This is a genomic window from Flavobacterium sp. 2 (assembly GCF_049949195.1).
In the GTDB taxonomy this organism is placed as follows: Bacteria; Bacteroidota; Bacteroidia; order Flavobacteriales; family Flavobacteriaceae; genus Flavobacterium.
Genome location: NZ_CP188206.1, coordinates 5,242,025 through 5,265,767, shown reverse-complemented (window position 1 = coordinate 5,265,767; position 23,743 = coordinate 5,242,025). Strand labels below are relative to the sequence as shown.

Genomic DNA, 23,743 nt, shown 5'->3' with positions numbered 1-23,743 from the left:
AAAGAAATGATTGATATTATAAAACAAATCCTTTATTCCGATTTAGGAAATTCGTTCAACAATGCGGCTCTTTTAGTATTTAGAGTTTTGCTTGCAATTGAATTATTCAGAGTACACGGAATGAAGAAATTCAGAGTTGAAAACGGACAAAAAGAACACGTTCCGAATCCGTTGCATCTGCCTGAAAAACTGAATGGATTAGTAGCTACTTTTTCAGATACTATAATTCCGTTTTTTATTATTCTCGGACTCGGAACACGACTTGCGGTGCTTCCAACAATTGGTGTTACAGCCGTTGGTTATTTTGTGGTTCACAAAAATGATTCACTAGAAGTACGTGACGTTCCATATATGTACACTTTATCACTATTACTGCTTCTTGCACTTGGCGCAGGAACTTATTCACTTGATTATTATTTATTAAACTTACTTTAAAATGAAAGCAAACATCGGAATTAAACAAGAAAGTATCTCAAAAGTTGTTGAGGTATTAATTAAAATTCTTGCAGACGAATTTGTTCTTTATACCAAAACAAAAAGAGCACATTGGAACGTTGAAGGTCCAGATTTTTACAATAAACATCTTTTCTTCGAACAGCAATATGACGCCATTGATGAAATTGTTGACACAGTTGCCGAAAGAATCAGAGCCTTAGGTCATTATACACCTGCAACTTTAAAAGATTTCTTAGCATTGACACATCTTACCGAAGAATTAAAAGAAAAAAATGATGCCAATGGTTTTATTAAAGAATTACTTTCTGATCATGAAAGCATCATAATTTATTTAAGAGAAAACATCAACAGTATTGCCAACGAACTACAAGATGCAGGTACAAGTGATTTTATCACCGGACTTGTCGAAAATCATGAAAAAATGGCGTGGATGCTTCGCGCTCATTTAAACTAAAAAATAATGGAAATACAACAAAAAAACATTTGGTACGTAACGCTGCTTTTAACCATGATTGCAGGATATTGTGATACCGTAACTTTTGTCGCTGCCGATTCCATATTTTCAGCACACGTTACGGGCAACTTTATTGTCTTTGCGTATCAAATCATCAAAAGCTCAGATATTAATGCTTGGATAAAACTGCTGACTTTTCCGGTTTTTATTATTGCTGTAATTACTGGTGGAAGAATCGCATTAAAAGCAACAAATCGCTATACTATTTTATTTTGGGAAGGCGTAATATTGATTTTAAGCGGGATTGCATTCTCTGTTTTTGGTTATTTAAATAACACTTCAGAATGGGTAATTTATTCGGTTGCTATGACAACTGTATTTGCAATGGGACTTCAAAATGCTTTTGGAAAACTTTACGCTAAAGAAACGCACGGACCTACAACCATGATGACGGGAAATGTGACACAAGCTTCTCTTGATTTAGGAAATCTATTAAAAAACGGATTTAAAGATATAGATGCCATTTCAAGTTTTAAAAAACAATTAGTTACTATAATTGGATTTTTGATTGGATGTTTTATGGGAGCAGTTGCAGGTAAGTTTTTCGGATTGGGGACCTTAATTCTTCCTGGAGCTGCAATGATTATCTGCTATTGGTATCATCGCGAAAACTAGATAAACACCGATTTTGAATTGCAGATTCCTGATAAAATAGTATCTTTAAAAAACCAAATTCCTTATAAAACTAAGGAAATAATCAAAATATATGGAAGTAATAAAATTAGAATTAGACGAAAAAAAACATGGCGCTTTTAATCTCTATGTTGATGATAAAAAACTGGGCGAAATGACGGTAAGCATCAAACCCGATCTTTTAACGGTTTATCACACAGGAGTTGAGCCAGAAGCAGAAGGAAAAGGTTATGCAAAGAAGCTTTTAGAAGAAATGGTAACATACGTTCGTGCCAATAATATGAAAGTTTTACCACTTTGTCCTTATGTACACGCACAATTCAAAAGACATCCGGATGAATATGAAGATATCTGGAAAAAGTAAATTAATTTTTGACAAAGTACTGTTTGTCATTTCGACGTAAGGAGAAATCACACGAGTAATGCCGTAACGCAATAAGAAAAATCTTTGTCGATCAGCTTGTGTGATTTCTCCTTACGTCGAAATGACAAGATTGCGTCAAAAAACCAAATTAGCGTGAACATTAATTCGTTTAACTAATAATTAAAAATACAATTTTATGAATACTGAAATTTTAACAGACGGCGTGCCTTTAAATGAAGCAAAAAAAGCTTTAATTATGATTCATGGCCGCGGTGCTGGAGCTCACGATATTCTGTCCATTGCAAAGCATCTTAAAGTTGAAGATTTTGCATTGGTCGCGCCCGAGGCAGAAAATAGAACTTGGTATCCCTATTCGTTTTTGGTTCCTCTTGATCAAAATGAACCTTCGTTTTCAAAATCATTAGAAGCCATTCATCAGGTTGTGGTTGCTATTCAACAAAACGGAATTGAAAAAGAAAACATTTACTTTTTAGGCTTTTCGCAAGGCGCTTGTCTTGCTTTGGAATTCACAACAAGAAATGCAGCTAAATATGGCGGAATCGTCGCTTTTACAGGCGGATTGATTGGCGATCAGGTTTATGAAAATCATTATTCAGGAAACTTTGAAAATACTCCGGTTTTTATTGGAACAAGCGATCCTGATTTTCATGTTCCTGTAGAAAGAGTTAATGATACTGAAGCACTGATGACAAAAATGGGCGCTGATGTTACTAAAAAAATCTATCCAAATATGGGACACACCATAAGCCAGGATGAGGTAGATTGTGCAAATGCATTGATTTTCAATAAAAAATAATGATTACAATTACCCGTGTTTACAGCGATGCCAATGGAGAAAGTCATTTTGAAGACTTTGAAGTTCCGTTGAAAAACAATGGCGATATTGGTTTCTTATCTGATGATGAACCCGTAAAGTCAATCGTTTTTAGAGAAGTTAGCCCTTCTTACGATTATGATTTTCACAATGCTCCCGACCGTCAGTATATTGTTTTGCTGGAAGGCGGCGTCCAAATCGAAACTTCATTAGGAGAAAAAAGAACATTTAATACAGGTTCCATTCTTCTGGTCGAAGACACTACAGGAAAAGGACACAAAACAAAAAATATTGAACCAAAACTCCGAAAATCAATATTTATAAAGTTATAAGCCGTTTCCCCTACTTCGGATTTTCTAAATATACATTTCACATTCCGTAAAATCACGATATATCGTGTAATCTCAAAACAAACTTTCTTTAAAAAACCTTGAATAATAAGACATTTATTCAAGTGGAATGTTATTTGGTTATCGTTTGAAAGTCTCAAAAATGCGTCTATTTCATTTCTTAATCTAGGTTAATCGATCCAGAAGTATAACGGACGTAAATTTGTATAAGAAAATCAAACAACAATTTAATATAAAAAATACCATGGAAAATAAAATTTTAGGCTTACACCATATTACTGCAATCGCAGGTGACGCTAAACGTAATTTCAACTTTTATTCAAAAATTTTAGGATTGAGATTCATCAAAAAAACAGTGAATTTTGACGATCCGGGAACATATCATTTTTACTTTGGTGACGAAATGGGAAGCGCAGGAACTATTTTGACTTTTTTCCCTTGGGGAGAAGGAATTCAGCAAGGAAGAAAAGGTTCTGGAATGGCAACAGAAATTGGTTATTCTGTTCCAAAAGGAAGTTTGGATTTCTGGCAAAAACGTTTTGATCAATACAATGTTATCTACAATAAACCTTCAGAAAAATTTGGAGAAAAATATTTGACATTTTTAGATCCAGACGGATTAAAACTAGAATTAATCGAATCAAAAACAGAGGACAACAGAAAAGCTTGGGAAACTGATGAAGTAAAAGCAGATGTTGCAACAAAAGGTTTTCATAACATCACTTTGACTTTAAACGACATCAAGCCAACAGCAGCAGTTTTAACTGAAATATTTGGTTACAAATTGATTGATCAGGATGTAAACCGTTACCGTTATGCTACAGACGCTGTAGAAAATGCTGCTATTGTAGATCTAGTTGAATTAGCTGATGAAAAAAGAGGTCTTGGTGCAAATGGAACAGTTCACCACGTTGCTTTCCGTGTTCAGAATGATGAAATTTTGATGCATTTCCGTGAAAAAATCGAAGCATACGGATTGCAGATTACACCACAAATTGATAGACAATACTTCCACTCTTTGTATTTCAGAGAACCAGGCGGAGTTTTGTTCGAAATCGCAACTGATAATCCTGGATTTACTGTAGATGAAAGCTTAGAAGAATTAGGCCAAAACCTAAAACTTCCTGCACAATACGAATCTCAAAGAGAAGCAATTGAAGCACATTTGGTTAAAATAAATTAATTAAATGCTAAACCGGGTTTATCCCAAAATACACAACTATTTTTTTGAAAAAGCTGTCCTGATTGGGACGGCTTTTTTTATTCAGGGAATCGGAAGAGGTTTTCATTATTTATAAGGAAATATTTTATATTTGAGTGATTAAAAAGACTAACTATTGTCAAAACTACATATCCAAATGGAGAATGACATAATCAAGTCTTTAAGCCAAATGAGTTATTAATAAGCAATCAAAATCCTTCTTAAAATTATGAATATAAAAGACCTTTTTCAAAGTATATTTGATTCTTCGAATGAAAGGATAAAAAACCCATTTATTGGTTCCTACATTACTGCTTTCATATTGTGTAATTGGCGTGCAATATTTCTTTTAATTTTTTCGGATGCTACAATTGAAGATAAAATAGTTGTTATAAATCATGAATATTGTTCTCTAAGTGCTATATTATGGCCTTTAGGCATTGCTTTTTTTTATATTCTTATTCTGCCATATTTAAATTTAATTTTTGATGCCTTATTATCATACTCAAATTCCCAAAAAAATATTAGACTTAAAACTTCTGTTATTTCGAAATTGGAACAGAAAAAAGCTGAAGCCAAATATGAGCGTGAAATCGCCGAGGAGCGTGCCGGTACAAGTGAAATATCTAAACTAAAAAATCAAATTGAACGTTTAAATTCAGAAAACGAACAACTATCTCAACAAAACAAAGAAAGTTTTGACAGATACAATGAAGCAATTAAAATTAAGGAAAATAGTGAAAAAGAACTTAGCAAAGCATTAGTAGAATCTGAAAATAAGCACAAAAATTTTGAGTATGAAATTAATAAAAAGGCTTCTATCGATAATACTACTAAATCTTTAATACAGCTTATCTTAAGCGCACTTAGTGAAAGAGAATTTTCATACTTTAAAAGATATGCGGCTTTCAAAGAGGGCAATACAAAAGGAAAATCATTTACATTGAATTCTTTGATAATGGATCGATTGTTTGAAATCGGACTTATAAAAAAAGATGAAAAAATCTATATCCTTACCGAGTTGGGTAACAATATTTATGCACATATCAAAGAAGAAGGCTTATAATTTATTTAGATTACAATAATCCACTCTACGAAGTGCTACGCAAATGTCTATAACTTTCCGTAATCATAATTAATCAAAAAAAACAAAAATGAAAAAACTCAATACCCTAATTTTTATGATATGTTTTACAACATTATCATTTGGACAAAACGCAACCAAAACCGACAAATCAAAAATAGAACAATTAGTTATTGAATCTTTTGACGAAATTTGGTCTAAACTAGATTCTAAAAACATTGATAAATACTACACAAAAGATTTTCTTCTTTTGGAAAATGGAGAAATATGGACTAATGCTACTATTGCAAATTATTTAGACAAAGCTCTACTTGATAAACCGATTCCGAAACGAGTGAATTCAATTGAAATTATTGAAGTAAAAATTTTAAACGGAATGGCTTGGGTTGCCTACAAAAACCACGCAGTATTTTCGTTTGAAGATAAAACAAGTAAAAAAGTATATTGGCTAGAAAGTGCAACCGCAATTCTAACAAAAAACGGATGGAAATTGGAAATGCTACATTCAACCAGAGCAAAAGATGAATAAAACAATTCAACGATAAAATGAAAAAAACAATATCTATACTATTTCTACTTTTTTCAACTTTCGCCTTTTCACAATCTGTAACTGGAGAAGATGAATTATATGCAGATTATAAAAAAGCAGACAAAGAATTAAATTTAGTTTACAATAAACTCATAAAAAAGCTGAATGAAAGAGACAAAAAAAATCTAATTGAATCTCAAAGAGCCTGGATAAAATTTAGAGATTTGAATTGCAAATTCATAAGTCAGGATCCTGGAGACGGAGGAGGTCCTTACGAAAATAAAATGAAATTAGATTGTCTAATCCAATCTACAATAGGAAGAACAAAAGAATTAAAAAATTGGGCTGATGACTAAAAGCCAGCAGGCAACAGGAAAATAATACAAAAACTAACAATACAACCAACCTTTTGACGATTTTTTGCATCATTAAAAATATAGAGCATGAACAACAAATCGCAAAAAAACCTTCAAATGAAAAAAATTATTTACATCGCATTTTTATTTTTCAGTATTTTATCTTTTGGGCAAATTGGGGACCCTACCCCAAACTTCGATATTGAATGGCCTCCTGCTCCTCCAGGTGATAAATGGGATTTTTCGACGAAACCTTATAAAAAAATAACAACATTTGAAGGCAACAAAATGGTTGATGAGTTTGATTCAATAGGCAGACCTATTTCAAGAAGTGTCTATTGGAATCACGCAACCGTAAGTACACTTACAAAATATAAAGGTGATATGATTGTCGAATCCACACAAAAACAAATTTATAATCTTGATGAGACAGGAAAGAAACCAAACGAAGATGTAATAATTACCACTAAACTAAATCTAGATGATAAAGGAAAAATTATTGGCGGGGAAACTTTAAAATTATCAAGTGATGGCAGTTTTAAAACAATTGGATATCGATATTATGACAATAAAAACAGATTAGTTACAACTAAAGATTATACAGGAAATTATGTTGATAATTTTTATTACTCAGGTAAAAATTTAATTCGAAAAGAAGAACTACACCAAATTAGTCCAAACACAAAAGTCACTATTGAAAGAATTTACAAATACAATAAAGACAACCAACTTGTTTATTCTGAATCAAGCAGGAGCATTTTTAAAGATAACATATTAACAGAGAAAAAATCTTTTGGTATAGTTGAACAGGAATATAAAAATAAACTATTGGTAAAAAAAGTTTTAAAAGGCAATTCAGAAACCGTTGAGAGAAATTATACTTACGATAATAATAAAAACGTAATTACTTTTATTGAAATAAAAAAGAACAATGAGGGCATGGTAACATCTCAAACAAAACGAACAAAAAAGTATGAAAACAATATTTTAGTATATTCGGATTTACAAGAAGGTTTAAGTACTCAAAAAGATGGCTTTAGTTTTACCTACTATTTTCATTCCGATAATGATTCTTTAGCAAAAACAGAAACTTCTGATGATAGAGGAAGTTTAAAAACGGAATACTTCTATAATGAATACAATCATTTAATTAAAACCTTAACCTCTTTTTCTAATAAATCTTCACAAAGTAAAGTTTTATATGAAATTGAATACTTTTAAAAAAGAAAATCAATAAAGTCCAAAACATAACTATATTTTAAAGAAGCTGTTCAATTTCTGGACAGCTTTTTTTGTTTAATTCCGTTATCATTTGAATCTAAATCATTATAAATAAACCTTTTAAATTGTAACTTTATAAGTTTACCGAAATCCATTTTCCTGATGGCATATTTCTTGAAAAATAATAATCATTATTAACTAATTAAATCTTTAATCATGAAAGTTACTTATTACGGACATTCTTGTTTTTCTGTTTTTACAAACGGAAAACATATTCTTTTTGATCCCTTTATTACCCCGAATGAATTAGCCAAAGAGGTTGATGTTGATAGCATAAAAGCAGATTATATTTTTATTTCTCACGCGCATTACGATCATATTTTAGATGTGGAGCGAATTGCAAAAAATACTGGTGCAAAAGTGCTCGGAAATTTCGAGATCTATAATTGGCTATTAAAACAAGGAATCGAAAACGCACATCCGATTAATCCGGGCGGAAAGTTTGATTTTGATTTTGGAACTGTGAAATGCGTGATAGCACAACATCCAAGCAGTTTTATGGATGGTTCTTACGGAGGAATCGCCTGCGGTTTTGTACTAACCACATCTGAAGGAAATTTCTATTACAGTGGAGATACAGCGCTGACTTTAGATATGCAGATTATTCCAAAATTCACAAAACTTGATTTTGCCGTTTTCCCAATTGGCGACGGACTTACAATGGGAGTTGAAGAAGCAATTGAAGCTTCAAAACTTGTCGGTGTGACCAAAATTTTAGGCGTTCATTACGACACTTTCGGTTTTATTGTAATGGATCATCAAAAAGCTTTGGATGCTTTCAAAAATGCAAATCTTGAACTTTATTTGCCAAAAATAAATACTACAATCGACTTATAATTTAGGTCGTTTTCATAGTTATATTTCGCTAAATAAAATCTTTTAGCGAAATATCATTATGTCTAAAATGCAAAATTAAAATCCATAAAAAGTTTCGTAAAAAAAATTTCATAAAAAAAGGAATAGCAGCTGAAACTATTCCTTTTTAGCACATAATATCATTTTTAGAAAATTACTATGCGAGATTAAATTCTAAAATTCTATTAAGTGTATTTTACAAAGTTTATAATTTGTTTTGAAGTAAGTTCCGGATATTGATGTTGTGGCGCATGTCCCGTTCCGGAATGAACAACCAGTTGAGCATTTGTCATTTGATTAAAAAATGAATACCAATTTTCTACTGCAAAGCTGATATCATGATCGCCACAAATAATCAAAATTGGCATTTTAGTTTTTTTGATTTGTTCTCTAAAATTTAAAACGTCTTCTCTAAAACCGTCGCCTCCGCCAAAATACAATTGAAAAACATCCATCGTAGAAGGAATTTTTGCAACATCAATTTTTTTATGAATTCTGTCGTGTGAAGCCTTTGCAGCCAATTTACTCGATTCAGATTTAGGTTCGAAGAATAAAACAATTTCATCTTCAAAATCATTTATTGGTTTCAAAGCCGCATCATAAAAAGCTTGCTCAATAGGAACTTCATTTTTCCCTGGAGGATTTGTCCCAACTAAAACCGCATGCGTCACCAAATTAGGATACAATAAAGTTGCCGCTTGTGCCACCAATCCGCCATAAGACCAACCTAGAACTACAATTGAATCTATTTTCAAAATATCTGCAAGGTCCTTAATATCTTTGGCTACAACCGTTATGTCTGGAGTCAAACTACCTGTAGAAGAACCAATTCCTGAATAATCAAATACAATAACATTGAATTTTTTCGACATTGAAGCAATAAATAACGGATCCCAGGTGTCAAGAGTTCCTCTAAAACGGTTTACAAAAAATACTGCTTTTCCTTTCCCGTAAGAGCGATAAGCAATTTTACGATCGCCTAAATCGGCAAAACGTGTCTCTGCATCATAAATTTTTTTCATAACTATAATTTAAACATTAGTATCTAAATAATTCTTTCCATTTGAAACAGGCAAAGATTAAACCAAAACACAAAACACTGAAAAACAAGACTTTTACAAACAACTAACTCATTTACAATTATGATATTTCAATAATTAAAACTTCTTTTTAACGACATTTAATAATTACAAAGTTTTCACCAGCAAGGATTCTTTAATAATCAATGCTTTACAAAAAAGGCATTCCTTTTGTTTTAATTATTTAAACCACTTCCGCTTTTCTGAAAAATAATCTTAAAGATCAAATAGTATGTATTTATCTAATAGCAAAACGATTATGTTTATTACAGGGGCCTTTATAAGTCATTCCTGCTGGGAAGAATGGATTATTTTTTTTGAAAATAAAAGATATAAAACTATAGCGCCACCCTGGCCTTATAAAAATGAAACTTCAGAAACGTTACGCCAACATCCAAATCCAAAAATCGCAGCTATGCGACTAAATGATGTATTGAATTATTATATCGAAATCATCGAAAAACTTCCCGAAAAACCAATTCTTATTGGACATTCGTACGGAGGTCTCTTGACACAATTATTGCTTCAGAAAGATTTGGGTTATGCTGGAATTTGTATGCATTCTATTCCGCCAGCGAACTTAACTTATTTTAATTTTTCTCTTTACAGAAAGATTTGGAGCTTTTTTGGTTTCTTTAATTCCACACAAAAAGCTTATTTAATATCTTTTAAAAAATGGCAATATTATTTTACGAACCAAATGTTTTTTGAAGAACAAAAAGAGACTTATGAGAAATTAGTAATTCCGGAATCGCAATTCATTTTTTACGATATTTTTTCTGATTCTGCTAAAATAGATTTTAAGAAAAAACACGCTCCTCTTTTATTTTTGACTGGTTCAAAAGATAATTTCATTCCGGCTTCCATTCAACGTTCTAATTTTAAAAAATATAAAAACATCCATTCTATTACTTGCTATAAAGAATTTCGGGATACCAATCATCTCGTTTTAAAACAAAAAAATTGGGAAACAATTGCCGAATTTATTGCCGAATGTCTGGAAAAAATTGGTTAACTAATTTCTCTCTTTATTTCCAGTTTTTTTATTTTAGAATTTAAAGTCGAAGGATGAATATCTAGAATCTCAGCTGCACCACCGGCTCCTGAAATTTTTCCGTTGCATTTTTTCAGAATATATAAAATGTAATCTCTTTCGTTTTCTAAAATGGTTTTAATCGAAAAGGATTCAGAAACTTGCTCAGGATGCATTTTAGAAGACATTGAAAGCTCAATCTCTTTAATCGTATTTCCGTCAGTCAGCAAAATAGCACGCTGCATAACGTGTTCTAGTTCCCTGATATTTCCGGGCCAATTGTAATTCATAATTTGCTGCAAAGCAAAATCAGAAAGAATTGGTGCTTTTCTGCCCATTTTTTCACTGAAGACTTTTATAAAATGATTCGCCAAATCCGGAATATCTTCTTTTCGTTTTTTTAACGAAGGAACAATAATCGGAAAAACATGCAAACGATAATACAAGTCCATTCTGAATCTTCCCGCAGCAACTTCTTCTTCAAGATTTTTATTGGTCGCAGCAATAATTCTAACATCTATTTTTAGCGATGACATTCCACCAACGCGTTCAATTTCTCTTTCTTGCAAAACACGCAATAATTTCACTTGAAGTTCCAGTGACATCTCTCCTATTTCATCTAAAAAAATAGTTCCGCCATCAGCCAATTCAAATTTGCCGATTCTTCTGTCAGTTGCACCAGTAAAAGCTCCTTTTTCATGACCAAAAAGCAACGATTCAGCCAGATTTTCAGGAATCGCGCCGCAATTAATTATTACTAAAGGTTTTTCCTTTCTTGGAGATAAAGCATGAATACTTTGCGCTATTTTTTCTTTTCCAGTGCCGCTTTCGCCTAAAACCAAAACCGAAGTATCAGAAGGCGCCACTTTTCGGATATAATTGAAAACTGAAATCATTTGCGAACTATTACCTATAATTCCCTCAAAACCTTCAGAAATACGTACAGGTTTCGCACTTTTAATTTCCGCTTTATTTACAGGCAAGCTGACATCCTGTTTTGAATAAATTCTATTGATAAATTGAGAAAAAGTATGTTCTAACGAATTAAGTAATTTTAAATTTTCCTGAGAATAGACACTCAAATTTCGACTGTAAAAAGTGAAATGAAAGCTTTGAATACTTGCTATAGAAATGGGGAAAACCAAATAGGATTTTATTCCAAAATTATGAGCAATTAACGCTTTTATTGGCGCATCCTGAAAATTCTTTATTAGTGATTCTTCGCTGTAAATAATCGGATCTTTGTCAATTTTTGATTTTCTATACGTTTCATCAAGCTCTTTTTCAGAAACTACAGCAATTTGTGAAAGCTTTTTTGAATCAATAATCTGATATAAATCGATGTTTTTGCGAATAATTCCCAGTTTGTCATAATGCGTTGTCGTTGCAAAACCAGTTTCTAAATAATCAAATGGAATATACGTCTGAATTATTTTAGCAAAAGACAACAATTTATCTTCGCTTTTTTCATTTGAATTTATGATTTCGGTAATTTCTTTTTGTAATTGAAATTGCTGCATCAACTGCGATTCCAGACTGTATTGCTGGCGATAAAATGCAATTTCCAAAGTCGTTAAAACATCCTGATCGCGAAATGGTTTTACAATAAATCCGTATGGATGGGTAGTCTTCGCCTGATCCAAAATACTTTTACTGGAATTAGCCGAAATAAATATAAAACCGATATATTTTTCTTTAAGATAGTAAGCCAATTCTATTCCGTTCCGACTGCCTTTCAGCATAATATCCAGGAAAACTAAATCTGGTTTTTCAATCTGAATTTGTTCTAAAGCCTGCTCAACCGAACGTGCAATTCCCGTTACTTCATAGTTTGCCTTTTCAAGAATTAACTGTAAATCATGTGCTTCAATAAATTGATCTTCTACAATTAAAATTCTTTTTTTCAATCCTGAAGTAACAGTTTCATATCCGTTATCGGCAGTCTTTTTCATAAGTGATTATTTTTTGTCTTAATATTGCACTTAATTAATTGATACAAAAATAGTTAATTATCGCAATTAAAATGTTCCGTTTTCAAATTTAGGTAAATAAAAATCATATTTAATATTAATTTTCATATAATTTCTCAACAATCGGAAGTTGTTTGTGTATATATTTGTTAATCCAAAACTTACTAAAATTTAATTCTAATCAACCATGAAACTTTTGTACTCTTTTTGTCTGTTGTTTATTATTACAATTAATGCTGAAGCACAAAATCATCCTGCTACAGCAAATTATGATTTAAAGAAGAAACGTTTATTAATTCAAACCTGTTCTGTTTATTTATATAATTCCAATCAAGGGTCAATTGATGCCGACAGCTCCGTAGTTTTGACATGTAAGGCTTATAAGCTTCCGGTAGCTTTGGCTTATGACGAAGGCTTTAATGATGGTACTTATTTAATTGGAAGCGATTTAATCGAAAAAGGAAATGTTCATGCTGCGAAACAACTTTTTGTAAAGGCAAAAGGAGTAGATAAAATCAAATTGGCTTTACAACTCGGAATTTTTTACTTGTTTAAACCATTTGCAATACCAGAAGATATTAATAATGCTAATCTTTATATTTCTGAGGCTGTCAAAATAAGTAAGCAATTGCAAATTAAAAAATGGCAAGACGAAAGCGCAATGCTTTTAGGTAAATTTTATTTCCAGATTAATAATTATCCTGAAAGTAAAAAATGCTTTCAACAGGTTGTTGCACAATGCAGAAAACAAGGTGACAAAGCTGCTTTAGCTTATGCTTTGCTCAATCAGGCAACCTATCAATACGACCTGGATCCTGAAAAAGAGAAAATCCTAAAAGAAGCAGAATCACTATATGCAGACTTGGGATTTGAAGAAAAAAGAATCGAAGCAAAAATGAAACTGTGCACCATTTATTTCTGGCATGGAAAAATTAATGATGCTAAAAAAATACTCTACCAAAACATCGCTGACATGCGAAAAATTGGTTTTAGGCAACAGCAATATGGAGAAACTACAATTTCATATATAGAAGGCACTCAATTCAATATAAAAAGCGCATTTTACTATGCTTTAAAAAGTGTAGAAACGATGGAAAATACAAAAGACTACACTTTTGCAGATATTTTTTATATGCGATTGGGATTACTATACTTGAATATGGGACATACTGATGAAGCCACAAAAATGGCAGAAAAAAGTATTAAATATGGACAAACTGTTTTTAATAGTGGTAGTTGGTATAAAAGTTTTGTAACTGCAGCGGCATCTTTATCTATGAAAGGAAAGAATAAAGAAGCAATTGAATATATGAATAAGGTAACAAGTAAATTTACACCTCCAAACAACTTTGACAAAATGCTGGTTAATTTTGCATACGGCAATTGTTATGCAAGAATTAAAAACTATGGTACGGCAGAAAATTATTTCAAAAAAACTGCAGAAGCAGCAGACGCTCTAGATTCACCTCAAACCTATCGTGATGTATGCAATAGCTACTCGTCTATCGCTTTGTTTTATGCTAACCGAGCTGATTATAAAAAAACACAATTTTATGTAGATAAGATAGATGCGTTATCAAAAAAATACAATAAAACCTTTGGTACTGAAGCACTTTATATGTCTTTATATAAATTGGATTCGGTAAATGGCAATTTTAAATCTGCTTTAATAAATCATAAGATCTATAAAAAATTTAGTGATTCACTTGTAGATTATGCCAAAAACAGACAAATTGAAGAGCTAAGAATAAAATATGAAACCGTAAATAAGGAACAAAAAATCAAACTCTTAAATCAGGAAACTGATTTGCAGGAAAATGCATTAAAAAAATCAAAATTATTAAATACGCTTTCCATTTGGAGTTTAGTTTTATTACTAATTACAATTGTGTTATTGTATAGCAGATATCGTTTAAAACAAAAAAACAATGCAGAATTAGAACTAAAAGAAAAAGAAATCAACCAGAAGAACATCAATCTTAGACATTTACTGGATGAGAAAGAATGGCTTTTGAAAGAAATTCATCATCGTGTAAAAAACAACCTCCAAACTGTTATTAGTCTTTTAAATTCGCAATCCGCTTATTTAGAGAATGATATGGCGTTGTCTGCCATTAAAAACAGCCAGCACCGAATTCATTCCATGTCATTGATTCATCAGAAATTATATAATTCTGAGAATATTTCGACTATCAATATGCCTAATTATATTAAGGAATTGGTTGAATATTTAAGGGAATCTTTCTCGCTTGGTCAAAAAATTCGTTTTGAATTAAAAATTGATCCACTCGAACTTGATGTTGCACAAGCTGTTCCAATTGGGCTTATTTTGAATGAATCGATTACAAATGCGATCAAATACGCTTTTCCAGAAGATCGAACCGGAATGATTTACATAACTATGGAAGCTACTTCTGAAAACAAATATTTATTGACGATCGCCGATAACGGCGTTGGATTTGATGTTAATATCAGCGCCAAGAAAATCAATTCATTCGGATTGAGTCTGATAAAAGGTTTAAGTGACGATTTAGAAGCAACGTTTTCTATGGAAAATAAAAACGGTACTATCTTCAAAATTGAGTTTTCAAAAGAATTTCCAATCAATGAAAAAAGAAGATAATTGAATTGACGAAATCTCACTAATTTAAATCACTTTAGCGAAATATAGCGCTTTTGAATGCTTAGAAAAAACGCTAAATACCATGAATTAGGTAGTTTATTGGCATGGCATATTAATTGGTTTCTTAAAGAAAATTAACGCTAAAAACCAATTTATTATGAAAAAGTCAATACTGCTGTTAATCATTCTATATTTAAATTATGGTACAGCAAAAGCCTGCGACAAATGTGTTGCTTACAATAACAGTGATTTTAAAATAAAATCGGCTACAATTACACATAAAGCAGATTTAGGACTAACTGTTTGGGACATTAAAGTCGAAGGGAATGCAGGTAAAACAATGCCTAAACCTGTTGGACAATTAAATGGAGCTCCGGTATTAGCCTATGTTTTTCCAACTACATTAAAATCTTCTGATATTGGTTTTGGCCAAACCGAAGGGATTGTGGCGCTTGCCCTAACCTCACATCCTGATTTTGAAGACACTCCACTTTGGGATGAAAATCTGGACGGAAACTATCTCAACGATGGACTAGTCTGGCATGCACACTGGGTTTTATTGGTCGAAGACAAACGTGTTGGAGGCGGACTTTCGGTAAAAGAATTTACAAAAGGAGATCCGAAAGTTGTTTTGCCACCAACAAATCCGGGAATGGCAATGTACATGGATAGTCCTGGTTTCAATATAGTTTCTAAAGGAAATTCAATAAAAGTAATTGTACCCAATTTTAGAATCAATAATAATACAAATTTCAAGTTTGATGCAGTAAGCTGCTATATGGAAGTCAGCACAGGCGCTGGCGGCTCACACGATACTGCGGGTGCAAAACCAATGCTTGGTGTTTACAAAGTGTATACTGTTGCCAGTGGCAATCTTTCATTACCTTATTCTGTAAAGTAAAAATTAATATTTGCATCATTTTGCGAATATATCTGGATTTCTTCATCGATTAATTTATAGACTATTTAAAATGAAACTGTTAGCCGAAAGTACTTGCAAAACAATTATAAATGCTTCATTAGAAAGCATTGATCTTACCGAATGGCTTTTTACTTTAAAAGATTCTGAGTATCAAATTTGCTCAAAAGATCATATAGCAGCTGGCAATTCGATAAACGAAAATGGAAAAAGAATGTCTATAAATGTGGAGCAAATTGCAGGAAATCTGCTCGTTCAGCATTATGTTGAAGATATTAGCCAAAAAGACCATTGTCGCGTACAATCTATTTCAGATTCAATTGCGGCGGTGGGTAAAACTAAACTTCATATCGTTTGGGAATTAAAGATTGAAAAAAAAGATACATCAAGTTGCGAACTTTCTAATCATGTTATTGTAAATGCAACAGATGATTTCTTAAATTTACTTAATTCTTTAGATATCAAAAACTTAAGATCTATTTCAAACGAAATGATTCAGAATTTAATTCAACATAATGCAGAAGAAACACCGCTTTTTGCAAAAGACATTGAAAGAAAAGCACTGAAAGGAATTTGGAATTAAAACATTGTTTTTAAAACTAATAAACTTATGCTGATACAAGAAAACACCGGATTAATTCTAATTGATGTTCAGGGAAAACTTGCTCGCATTGTAGACAAAAGCGAAAAATTAGTTTTAAATCTTGAAAAACTGATTCGTGGCTGTCAGCTACTTTCAATTCCGATAATCTGGGCCGAACAAAATCCAAAAGGACTCGGTTCAACAATACCGGAATTGGAAAAATTATTACAACATCAGAAACCGATTGAAAAATATACTTTCAACGCTTTTGATACTGAAATTTTTAAGCAATCTATTATTGATTCTGGAAAAAAGCAATGGTTGATATGTGGTATTGAAGCTCATATTTGTGTGTATCAAACAGCAATAGGTTTATTATTAAATGATTTTGAAGTACAAATCGTAACTGATTGTGTTTCTTCCAGATCAAAAGGAAATATTAAAACAGCGCTGAAAAAATTGCAAAACAAAGGAGCTGATTTAACGAACGTTGAAATGTGTCTTTATGAGCTTGTCAAAGATTCCAGAAAAAATATATTCAAAGAAATTCTAACATTAATCAAATAAAAAAATCATGTCAAAATCAAAAACTATTATACTGATTCACGGAAATTTTGTAAACGACAAAACCTGGGCAGAATGGAAACTGTACTATGAAAAAAAGGGATATACCGTTTATGCACCAGCAAATCCGGGACACGATGGAAATCCTTCTGAATTGAGAACAAAAGTTCATCCAGATTTGGTTAAAACAGGATTTATAGACATTGTTACTAATATTAGTAAATTAAGTGATTCGCTACCAGAAAAGCCTTTAATAATTGGTCATTCTATGGCTGGAATGGCTGTTTTGAAATTAGTAGAATTAGGAAAAGCTTCTGCTGGTGTGAGTATTGACGGAGCGCCTCCAAAAAATGTTTTTCCGCCATTTCAAACTTTAAAAACGGTAATTCCGGCATTTGGTTTCTTTTCTTCCAATAAATATTTTATGGGAAGCCGTAAATGGTATGATTATGCTTTTTTTAACACCATACCTGAAAGCGAAAAACAGAAAGCATTTGAAAAATTTGCTGTACCAGAAAGTTATAAAGTGAGCAGGGAATTGGTTTTAAATTCGTTTTCAAATATTAATTTCAAAAAATCGCACGAGCCTATTTTATTTATTGGAGGTGGCAGTGATAATATTTTCCCTCCTAGCCTGACACAAACTATTGCAAAAAAATACAATGATAATTCTGGCCGTGTAGATCTTAAGATTTTTAATGGCAAAAGTCATTTTATTTGTGGAGAACCTGGCTGGGAAATTGTTGCCGATTATATACTTAGTTGGTACGAAGATCTATAAAAAACAATGTTCTACAAGTGCACAAGCATTTCTCTAGAATTATCTTAATCGTAAGCAATTTAATTTACTTAATACAAAAATCATGAGTTTATATCAACTTCAAAAGACCGCCATAGTACTAATTGATCCTTTCAATGATTTCCTTTCTGAAGGAGGAAAATTATATCCTGTAACGAAAGAAACTGTTGAAGGCAACAAAGTAGTTGAAAACATTAAAAAGCTTTTAACTGCTGCCAGGGAGAAAAAAATCCAGATTGTTTATGCGCCTCATCGCCATACTCAAAAAAACGACTATTTGAATTGGAAATTTATGGCGCCATCACATTTAGGCAGCAAAGGCATAACTCTATTTGAGAAAAACTCATGGGGAGCTGAATTTCATCCTGATTTAATAATGCAAGAGGGTGATCTTTTAGCGCAAAACCACTGGACAGCCAGTGGTTTTGCAAATACTGATTTGGATTTTCTTTTGCGTCAGCATAATATTGATCAAATCGTTCTTGCAGGAATGAGAGCTAATACCTGTATTGATTCTACAGCTCGATATGGTGTCGAATTAGGATATCATGTAACCTTAATTAAAGATGGTATTGGTGCATTTAATTGGGATGAGATAAAAGCAACAGTCGAAACAAATTTTCCAAACTATGGACATATTCTTTCATCAACTGAAGAATTTATTGCTAATATCAACAATTAAAACAGTTGTGTTTCTTAAATACTATTTTGTAAGTTCTTTTTTCTTTTCCAATACAATAAATAAAGGATACCCATAGAAATTGCCAAAATATCAAATTTCATAATTTGCGGGATACGCATGATTTGATCATTGTAATAGCTTCCGCCCAAAAGAGCACCGCAGCCTATTCCCATTTCCATTGAAATATACATGGTCGCAACTGCTTTGCCTCTATGCTCCGGGCTGCTTAAATCGATCGTCCATGCGCTAATTGCAGGCGACAAAATTCCTGTGCCTGCTCCGTAAATTCCCGCACCTACAAGTAATAATTGTATATCTCGTCCTTCACTTATAACGAAAAGAGCCACTACAACAATAAACAAACCTGCTAAAATAACTTTTGGACGACCATATTTGTCCGAAACTTTTCCAGCTACAAATCGGACTAAAACTGAAGTTACGGTAAATGCTGTGAAAAAAAGTCCTTTATTCTGAGCACCTAAATGACTGCTCCAATCTGGAATTAAAGTAAGTATAAGTCCAAAAGCGGTATAAGAAAAAAATGTTACAACTCCAGCAGGCAACGCTTTTCTATCTATAATATCTTGTCGGTTAAGAAAAAACATTGATTTATGGAGTTTTTCTTTTTGCGCCAGCGTTTCTTTCATATTCATTACTATAATGATAGACAAAAACGCAAGCAGTGAGGAACAATAAAACATGAAATTAATTCCGAATTGATTTGATATCAAGCTTCCTACCGCCGGCCCTAGAGCGCCACCAATACTAAAACAAAGGCCATGTATTCCTAATGCTTCCCCCCATCTTTTTTGCGGAATAATATCGGCAACGTAGGCTGAAGTTGCTGTTGGTTTAAATCCCGTTGAGAAGCCATGCACTAACCTGAGCAAAAGAAATCCTGAAACAGAACTTAAAACCGGATAAAGAAAACCACAAACAACACATACTGATGAACCAATTGCCATAACTGGTACGCGACCCCATTTATCTGTTAATTTACCACTAAACGGACGTGATATTCCAGCTGTTAAAGTAAATAAGGAAATTATTAAACCTTTATATTCTGCACCTCCCATACTGCTCAAATAATTCGGAAGTTCTGGAATCATCATATTAAAACTTGATGAAAACAGCAATGAACTCATGCAGAGTAAGATAAACTGAACTGTATAAATTGATTTTTCCTTAGGAGGCATTAGAAGGGTATTAAATATTGTTCAAAGATAAATCTTATTCTTAAATACTAAAAGTTGCTTACAAATCATCTGCATGTTTTAAAATTGAAAATGAATCTTAATTTTTCCATTTTATTCTAATTTTGCATTTCCCAACTTTAAAAAAAAAAGACAATTGATTACATTTAAAAAATGCGAAGAAACCAATCTCGATTTATTGCATCAAATCGCATTGCAATCTTATAATGAAACCTACCAATACCTGTGGATGGACGGCGGTGCTTGGTATTTAGATAAATTTTATAAAAAAGAAACTTTCAAAGAAGAACTTTCTGATTCTTCTATTTTTTATTTTTTAATTTATGATGAAGAAAATCCAGTTGGCTATTTTAAGCTGAAAGAAAATCCAATCGAACACTATTCTGTAAAAGAATGTATGGAACTGGACAAATTATATCTTTTGAAAAAATATACAGGAAAAGGAATTGGAACATCAGTAATGAATTATATCATATCTTTTTCTAAAGAAAAAAATCGTTCAATACTTTGGTTAAAGGTAATGGAAAGCAGTGACGCCAGATTTCTTTATGAAAAAGCTGGTTTTATACAAACCGATAAATATGAATTAGATTATCCTCAGTTTATAAAAGAATATGCTTTTATTTTAACGATGATTCTAAAACTCTAAATAAAAATGACGCTATTAAAAGCGTCATTTTTATTTGAAGCTTTTAAAAGTCTTTATTAGGCTTACTAACATATTTATTGCCTTTTACAAAAAACCTCCATGGCAAAAGCGCATGTTCTTCTGCGTATGCGATACCAACACGTGGCACAGCTGCAATTGCATTGTCATTATATTTAATATTCTGATCTTCAATCCAGATTTCCTCGCCTCCTAAATCTTTCTTATTAAAAGACAAATTAATCCCCATAGCTTTTGCGACAGAACCAGGACCAGATGAAATTGCAGGTTTAGTAACTGGCATATTTCTTCTGCGTTCCATAATTTCTGCACCAATTAAAGGTTCAACCGCCCTTATTAAAATCGCATGTGGATCATTTTTGATCGAAGTCACAATATTAAACATACTATGAATACCATAGCACAAATAAACATAAGAAACGCCTCCATCACTGTACATAATTTCGGTTCTATTAGTGCGTCGATTACCATAAGCGTGAGAAGCTTTGTCTTTTATACCAAAATAGGCCTCCGTTTCTACAATTATGCCGGCAGTTATTTCTCCGTCAATTTGAGTAAAAAGTACTTTACCTAAAAGATCTTTAGCCAAAAAAAGTACGTCTTCATTGAGATAATAGGAATATTGTAGTTTCAAAAGTGTGCTTTTTTATTTTGTAGAATTGATAATATTCAAATATACATTATAATCCTAAATGCCTGTTGATACAATACTTAAGTTTTATAAATGAATAAATATGATAAAAAAGCAAAATTCATTGATTTAATCTGTTAAAATAATCTCATTTTACATCATTTCACTTCATTTAAAAGCATCAAAATTTTATACTAATTCATAGATTTTAACATTTTTATGCCGCATTTTTCCCACTTTTTTAAATATAAGAAAATACTTAGTTAAATATCTGATTTTTAAAATTTTACAGATTTTTTATAAGTAGCTTTGATATAAACACAGGCATTTACCTATAATTTATAGATGGTAAAATTTAAAAAAAAAGCTTAATCGAGAACTCCATTTTGATTCATTTTATTTAAAAATTCCTGTATTATTCACGCCTCAAATCAAAATTATATGAAAATCGAAAAACTACTATTTATAATCCTCTCGCTATTTTTCTTCCCCACAAACATTTTTTCTCAAGGTAATGGACCTCCATCACACGACCTTCCCGCAACTATTGAGCAGAGAACTTTAATAGTATTGGGCGCCTGAATTTTGCTTGGATTTTTGGTAATCATTAAAAAAAAAATTCATAGCAAACTAAATCAGAAATATTCAATCTCCACAAATAGAATTATCGATTAATATTTAAAAAAAAGAAATTATGAGAAAAATAATGATCTTGTTTTTAATAAGTATTTGTACAAAATCTATTTCACAAATTTATTTCAGTCCTAACGCATATATGTATGTCAAGAATGAAGTTCTTTATGTAAAACAGAATATTAATCTAGCCGCTAATTCAAATATATACCTTCGAAACAATTCACAGCTTTTGCAAGCTTCAACAACGGTTTCGAGCAATACAGGACTTGGAACGTTGTCTCTTTATCAGGAAGGCACTTCTGATAATTACGATTATAACTATTGGTGTTCTCCAGTTGGAAATGCATCGGCAACGATTGGGAATGAAAATTTTGGAATTACAATGCTCAGCCGTCCTACAACCCCGACAGAATCTACTACAGCAACCGTACTTCCGATAGGAAGTTATGATGGCATTTCAAATCCACTTTCCATTGCTTCTTCATGGATTTATAAATTGGTCAATGCTACTAATTATTCCCAATGGAAATTAGTTGGGGGAGCTTCTACTATTGGTCCCGGTGAAGGTTTTACAATGAAAGGTACAAGCGGAACTGATGCTCTTGATCCAGCTGGAATAGGCGTTTCAAATAATCCGGGAAGCGCACAACGTTATGATTTTAGAGGAAAACCAAATGATGGAAATATTACCATAACAATTGGTCTTAACAATTCTACTTTAACCGGAAACCCATATCCTTCGGCTTTACATTTAAATGCATTTCTTCTTGATCCTGCAAATGCGGCGGTTACAGGAGGTATAGCTTATTTTTGGGAACAGGATAAAAACACAAATTCTCATTACTTAAGTTCTTATAGAGGAGGATATGGATCCTATGCTCCTATAAATCTAACCTCTGCAGGAATTTATATACCGCCAACCTTTAGATCTTATAAGGGAGATGGTACTGTAAATCCTGGGCCAGGCTATGGTACAGGAACTGCTATTCAACGCAGGTATTTGCCCATTGGACAAGGATTTATGCTGTATGGAACTGCTAATGGAACTGCCACACTAAAAAACAGTCATCGCTTTTTTTTAAAAGAAGCAGTAGGAGTTTCACAATTTGAAAAGCCTGCAGGAAATAAGGAAAACAAAAATGTAGAGAACAAAAACGAAGAAAATAAAACTGAAGAAACAGAACCGCTTTCCTATTTTAGAGTAAACATTATTATCAATAATGAATTTACCAGACAGATGGCACTAGCTTTCCTTCCTGAAGCTACAGATGGTATAGATGTTGGTATTGATGCTTTAAACCTTACAACAGGTCTTCCTAACGATGTCAGCTTCTGGCTTCAAAACGAAAATTATATTATTCAGGGAATTAATTTCAGTCCGGAGAAAAAAGTACCGTTAATTGCCAAGGCTACTACTAGCTCAACATTAAAATTTTCGATACCAGAAATTATAAATTTTGATTCATCACAGTCCATTTATATATATGATGCTCTTGATCAGTCTTATCATGATATAAAAAACGGATCTTATGAAGTTACTGTTGCGCCCGGAACGTATAATGAACGTTTTAAAATCGCATTTGTAAACCATACGCTTAGTACGCCTGATAATGAAATCTTTAAGCAATTTATTATTTATCAGGATAATGAGCATAATATTTTAAAAGCTTCAAATCCTGATTTGCTTCTAATTCAATCATTTTCTTTATATGATATGACTGGAAAGAAGGTGTTTTCAAAAAAAGATCTTACTGCCAATTCAAATTACAGTTTTTCTACCAACGGATTAAGCGCTGGAATCTATATAGCCGAATTTTTGACTGATGAAAATCAAAAAATTACACAAAAGATTATTATTTCTAATTCGGGAAAATAAAATGTAAAA

Annotated in this window: 25 protein-coding genes; 21 read left to right on the top strand and 4 right to left on the bottom strand. The window is 32.1% G+C overall.

Annotated elements, in window-relative coordinates; genetic code table 11:
- Positions 1 to 6 precede the first annotated feature (6 nt).
- The 12 genes from ACNFIH_RS22580 (at position 7) to ACNFIH_RS22525 (ending at position 8,440) form a co-directional block, all read left to right on the top strand.
- Entirely contained in the window at positions 7 to 435 is a 429-nt protein-coding gene (locus ACNFIH_RS22580; protein WP_426484912.1) for a DoxX family protein, read from the top strand.
- A gap of 1 nt (position 436) precedes the next feature.
- Positions 437 to 910: a Dps family protein gene (locus ACNFIH_RS22575; RefSeq protein WP_035652279.1), complete on the top strand. Its 474-nt coding sequence runs from the start codon at positions 437 to 439 to the stop codon at positions 908 to 910.
- A gap of 6 nt (positions 911 to 916) precedes the next feature.
- Positions 917 to 1,585 (top strand): YoaK family protein, encoded by a 669-nt coding sequence (locus tag ACNFIH_RS22570; RefSeq protein WP_426484911.1) that lies wholly within the window; start codon positions 917 to 919, stop codon positions 1,583 to 1,585.
- Between the two features lie 91 nt (positions 1,586 to 1,676).
- On the top strand, positions 1,677 to 1,967 hold the full coding sequence (locus tag ACNFIH_RS22565; protein ID WP_426484910.1) for a GNAT family N-acetyltransferase: 291 nt from the start codon (positions 1,677 to 1,679) through the stop codon (positions 1,965 to 1,967).
- Between the two features lie 196 nt (positions 1,968 to 2,163).
- Positions 2,164 to 2,784 (top strand): alpha/beta hydrolase, encoded by a 621-nt coding sequence (locus ACNFIH_RS22560; RefSeq protein WP_426484909.1) that lies wholly within the window; start codon positions 2,164 to 2,166, stop codon positions 2,782 to 2,784.
- On the top strand, positions 2,784 to 3,134 hold the full coding sequence (locus ACNFIH_RS22555) for a hypothetical protein (protein ID WP_426484908.1): 351 nt from the start codon (positions 2,784 to 2,786) through the stop codon (positions 3,132 to 3,134). Before ACNFIH_RS22560 ends, ACNFIH_RS22555 begins: the two co-directional genes overlap by 1 nt.
- A 262-nt stretch (positions 3,135 to 3,396) precedes the next feature.
- Positions 3,397 to 4,335 (top strand): ring-cleaving dioxygenase, encoded by a 939-nt coding sequence (locus tag ACNFIH_RS22550; RefSeq protein WP_426484907.1) that lies wholly within the window; start codon positions 3,397 to 3,399, stop codon positions 4,333 to 4,335.
- A 247-nt stretch (positions 4,336 to 4,582) separates the two neighbouring features.
- Positions 4,583 to 5,419, top strand: coding sequence for a hypothetical protein (locus ACNFIH_RS22545; protein ID WP_426484906.1), 837 nt, complete (start codon positions 4,583 to 4,585; stop codon positions 5,417 to 5,419).
- Positions 5,420 to 5,507: 88 nt separating this feature from the next.
- Positions 5,508 to 5,966 carry a DUF4440 domain-containing protein gene (locus tag ACNFIH_RS22540; protein ID WP_426484905.1) on the top strand — a complete coding sequence of 153 codons (459 nt, stop codon included), beginning with the start codon at positions 5,508 to 5,510 and terminating at the stop codon, positions 5,964 to 5,966.
- Between the two features lie 17 nt (positions 5,967 to 5,983).
- On the top strand, positions 5,984 to 6,322 hold the full coding sequence (locus ACNFIH_RS22535) for a lysozyme inhibitor LprI family protein (protein WP_426484904.1): 339 nt from the start codon (positions 5,984 to 5,986) through the stop codon (positions 6,320 to 6,322).
- A 117-nt stretch (positions 6,323 to 6,439) separates the two neighbouring features.
- A complete protein-coding gene (locus tag ACNFIH_RS22530; RefSeq protein ID WP_426484903.1) occupies positions 6,440 to 7,543 on the top strand; it encodes a hypothetical protein in 1,104 nt (367 codons plus the stop codon).
- Positions 7,544 to 7,759: 216 nt separating this feature from the next.
- The gene (locus ACNFIH_RS22525; protein ID WP_426484902.1) at positions 7,760 to 8,440 is read left to right on the top strand and encodes a metal-dependent hydrolase; all 681 of its coding nucleotides are present in this window, start codon (positions 7,760 to 7,762) and stop codon (positions 8,438 to 8,440) included.
- 203 nt (positions 8,441 to 8,643) lie between these two features.
- Here the strand turns inward: ACNFIH_RS22525 and ACNFIH_RS22520 are convergent, their stop codons facing one another.
- Positions 8,644 to 9,480: an alpha/beta fold hydrolase gene (locus ACNFIH_RS22520; protein WP_426484901.1), complete on the bottom strand. Its 837-nt coding sequence runs from the start codon at positions 9,478 to 9,480 to the stop codon at positions 8,644 to 8,646.
- A gap of 289 nt (positions 9,481 to 9,769) precedes the next feature.
- Between ACNFIH_RS22520 and ACNFIH_RS22515 the strand changes: the two genes are divergently transcribed.
- Positions 9,770 to 10,552, top strand: a complete 783-nt coding sequence (locus tag ACNFIH_RS22515) for an alpha/beta fold hydrolase (RefSeq protein WP_426484900.1) — start codon at positions 9,770 to 9,772, stop codon at positions 10,550 to 10,552.
- Here the strand turns inward: ACNFIH_RS22515 and ACNFIH_RS22510 are convergent.
- A complete protein-coding gene (locus tag ACNFIH_RS22510; protein WP_426484899.1) occupies positions 10,549 to 12,522 on the bottom strand; it encodes a sigma 54-interacting transcriptional regulator in 1,974 nt (657 codons plus the stop codon). The genes ACNFIH_RS22515 and ACNFIH_RS22510 overlap by 4 nt on opposite strands.
- Positions 12,523 to 12,727: 205 nt before the next feature.
- On the opposite strand from ACNFIH_RS22510, the gene ACNFIH_RS22505 reads away from it, so the two are divergent.
- From ACNFIH_RS22505 to ACNFIH_RS22480, 6 genes are all read left to right on the top strand, one after another.
- Complete coding sequence (locus tag ACNFIH_RS22505) at positions 12,728 to 15,163, top strand: histidine kinase dimerization/phosphoacceptor domain -containing protein (RefSeq protein WP_426484898.1); 2,436 nt, start codon at positions 12,728 to 12,730, stop codon at positions 15,161 to 15,163.
- 157 nt (positions 15,164 to 15,320) lie between these two features.
- Positions 15,321 to 16,064: a hypothetical protein gene (locus ACNFIH_RS22500; protein WP_426484897.1), complete on the top strand. Its 744-nt coding sequence runs from the start codon at positions 15,321 to 15,323 to the stop codon at positions 16,062 to 16,064.
- 70 nt (positions 16,065 to 16,134) lie between these two features.
- On the top strand, positions 16,135 to 16,665 hold the full coding sequence (locus ACNFIH_RS22495; RefSeq protein WP_426484896.1) for a hypothetical protein: 531 nt from the start codon (positions 16,135 to 16,137) through the stop codon (positions 16,663 to 16,665).
- Positions 16,666 to 16,692: 27 nt separating this feature from the next.
- Positions 16,693 to 17,232, top strand: coding sequence for a hydrolase (locus ACNFIH_RS22490; RefSeq protein ID WP_426484895.1), 540 nt, complete (start codon positions 16,693 to 16,695; stop codon positions 17,230 to 17,232).
- Between the two features lie 7 nt (positions 17,233 to 17,239).
- On the top strand, positions 17,240 to 18,010 hold the full coding sequence (locus tag ACNFIH_RS22485) for an alpha/beta hydrolase (RefSeq protein ID WP_426484894.1): 771 nt from the start codon (positions 17,240 to 17,242) through the stop codon (positions 18,008 to 18,010).
- Positions 18,011 to 18,092: 82 nt separating this feature from the next.
- The gene (locus ACNFIH_RS22480) at positions 18,093 to 18,710 is read left to right on the top strand and encodes an isochorismatase family cysteine hydrolase (protein WP_426484893.1); all 618 of its coding nucleotides are present in this window, start codon (positions 18,093 to 18,095) and stop codon (positions 18,708 to 18,710) included.
- 14 nt (positions 18,711 to 18,724) lie between these two features.
- Here ACNFIH_RS22480 and ACNFIH_RS22475 read toward each other — a convergent pair whose 3' ends face one another.
- Positions 18,725 to 19,906, bottom strand: a complete 1,182-nt coding sequence (locus ACNFIH_RS22475; protein ID WP_426484892.1) for an MFS transporter — start codon at positions 19,904 to 19,906, stop codon at positions 18,725 to 18,727.
- Between the two features lie 154 nt (positions 19,907 to 20,060).
- Here ACNFIH_RS22475 and ACNFIH_RS22470 point away from each other — a divergent pair, with 154 nt between their 5' ends.
- Positions 20,061 to 20,573, top strand: coding sequence for a GNAT family N-acetyltransferase (locus ACNFIH_RS22470; RefSeq protein ID WP_426484891.1), 513 nt, complete (start codon positions 20,061 to 20,063; stop codon positions 20,571 to 20,573).
- Between the two features lie 43 nt (positions 20,574 to 20,616).
- On the opposite strand, the gene ACNFIH_RS22465 is transcribed toward ACNFIH_RS22470, so the two are convergent.
- Entirely contained in the window at positions 20,617 to 21,225 is a 609-nt protein-coding gene (locus ACNFIH_RS22465; RefSeq protein WP_426484890.1) for a DNA-3-methyladenine glycosylase, read from the bottom strand.
- A gap of 691 nt (positions 21,226 to 21,916) precedes the next feature.
- Here ACNFIH_RS22465 and ACNFIH_RS22460 point away from each other — a divergent pair.
- Positions 21,917 to 23,734 carry a T9SS type A sorting domain-containing protein gene (locus ACNFIH_RS22460; protein WP_426484889.1) on the top strand — a complete coding sequence of 606 codons (1,818 nt, stop codon included), beginning with the start codon at positions 21,917 to 21,919 and terminating at the stop codon, positions 23,732 to 23,734.
- The last annotated feature ends 9 nt before the right edge of the window (positions 23,735 to 23,743 follow it).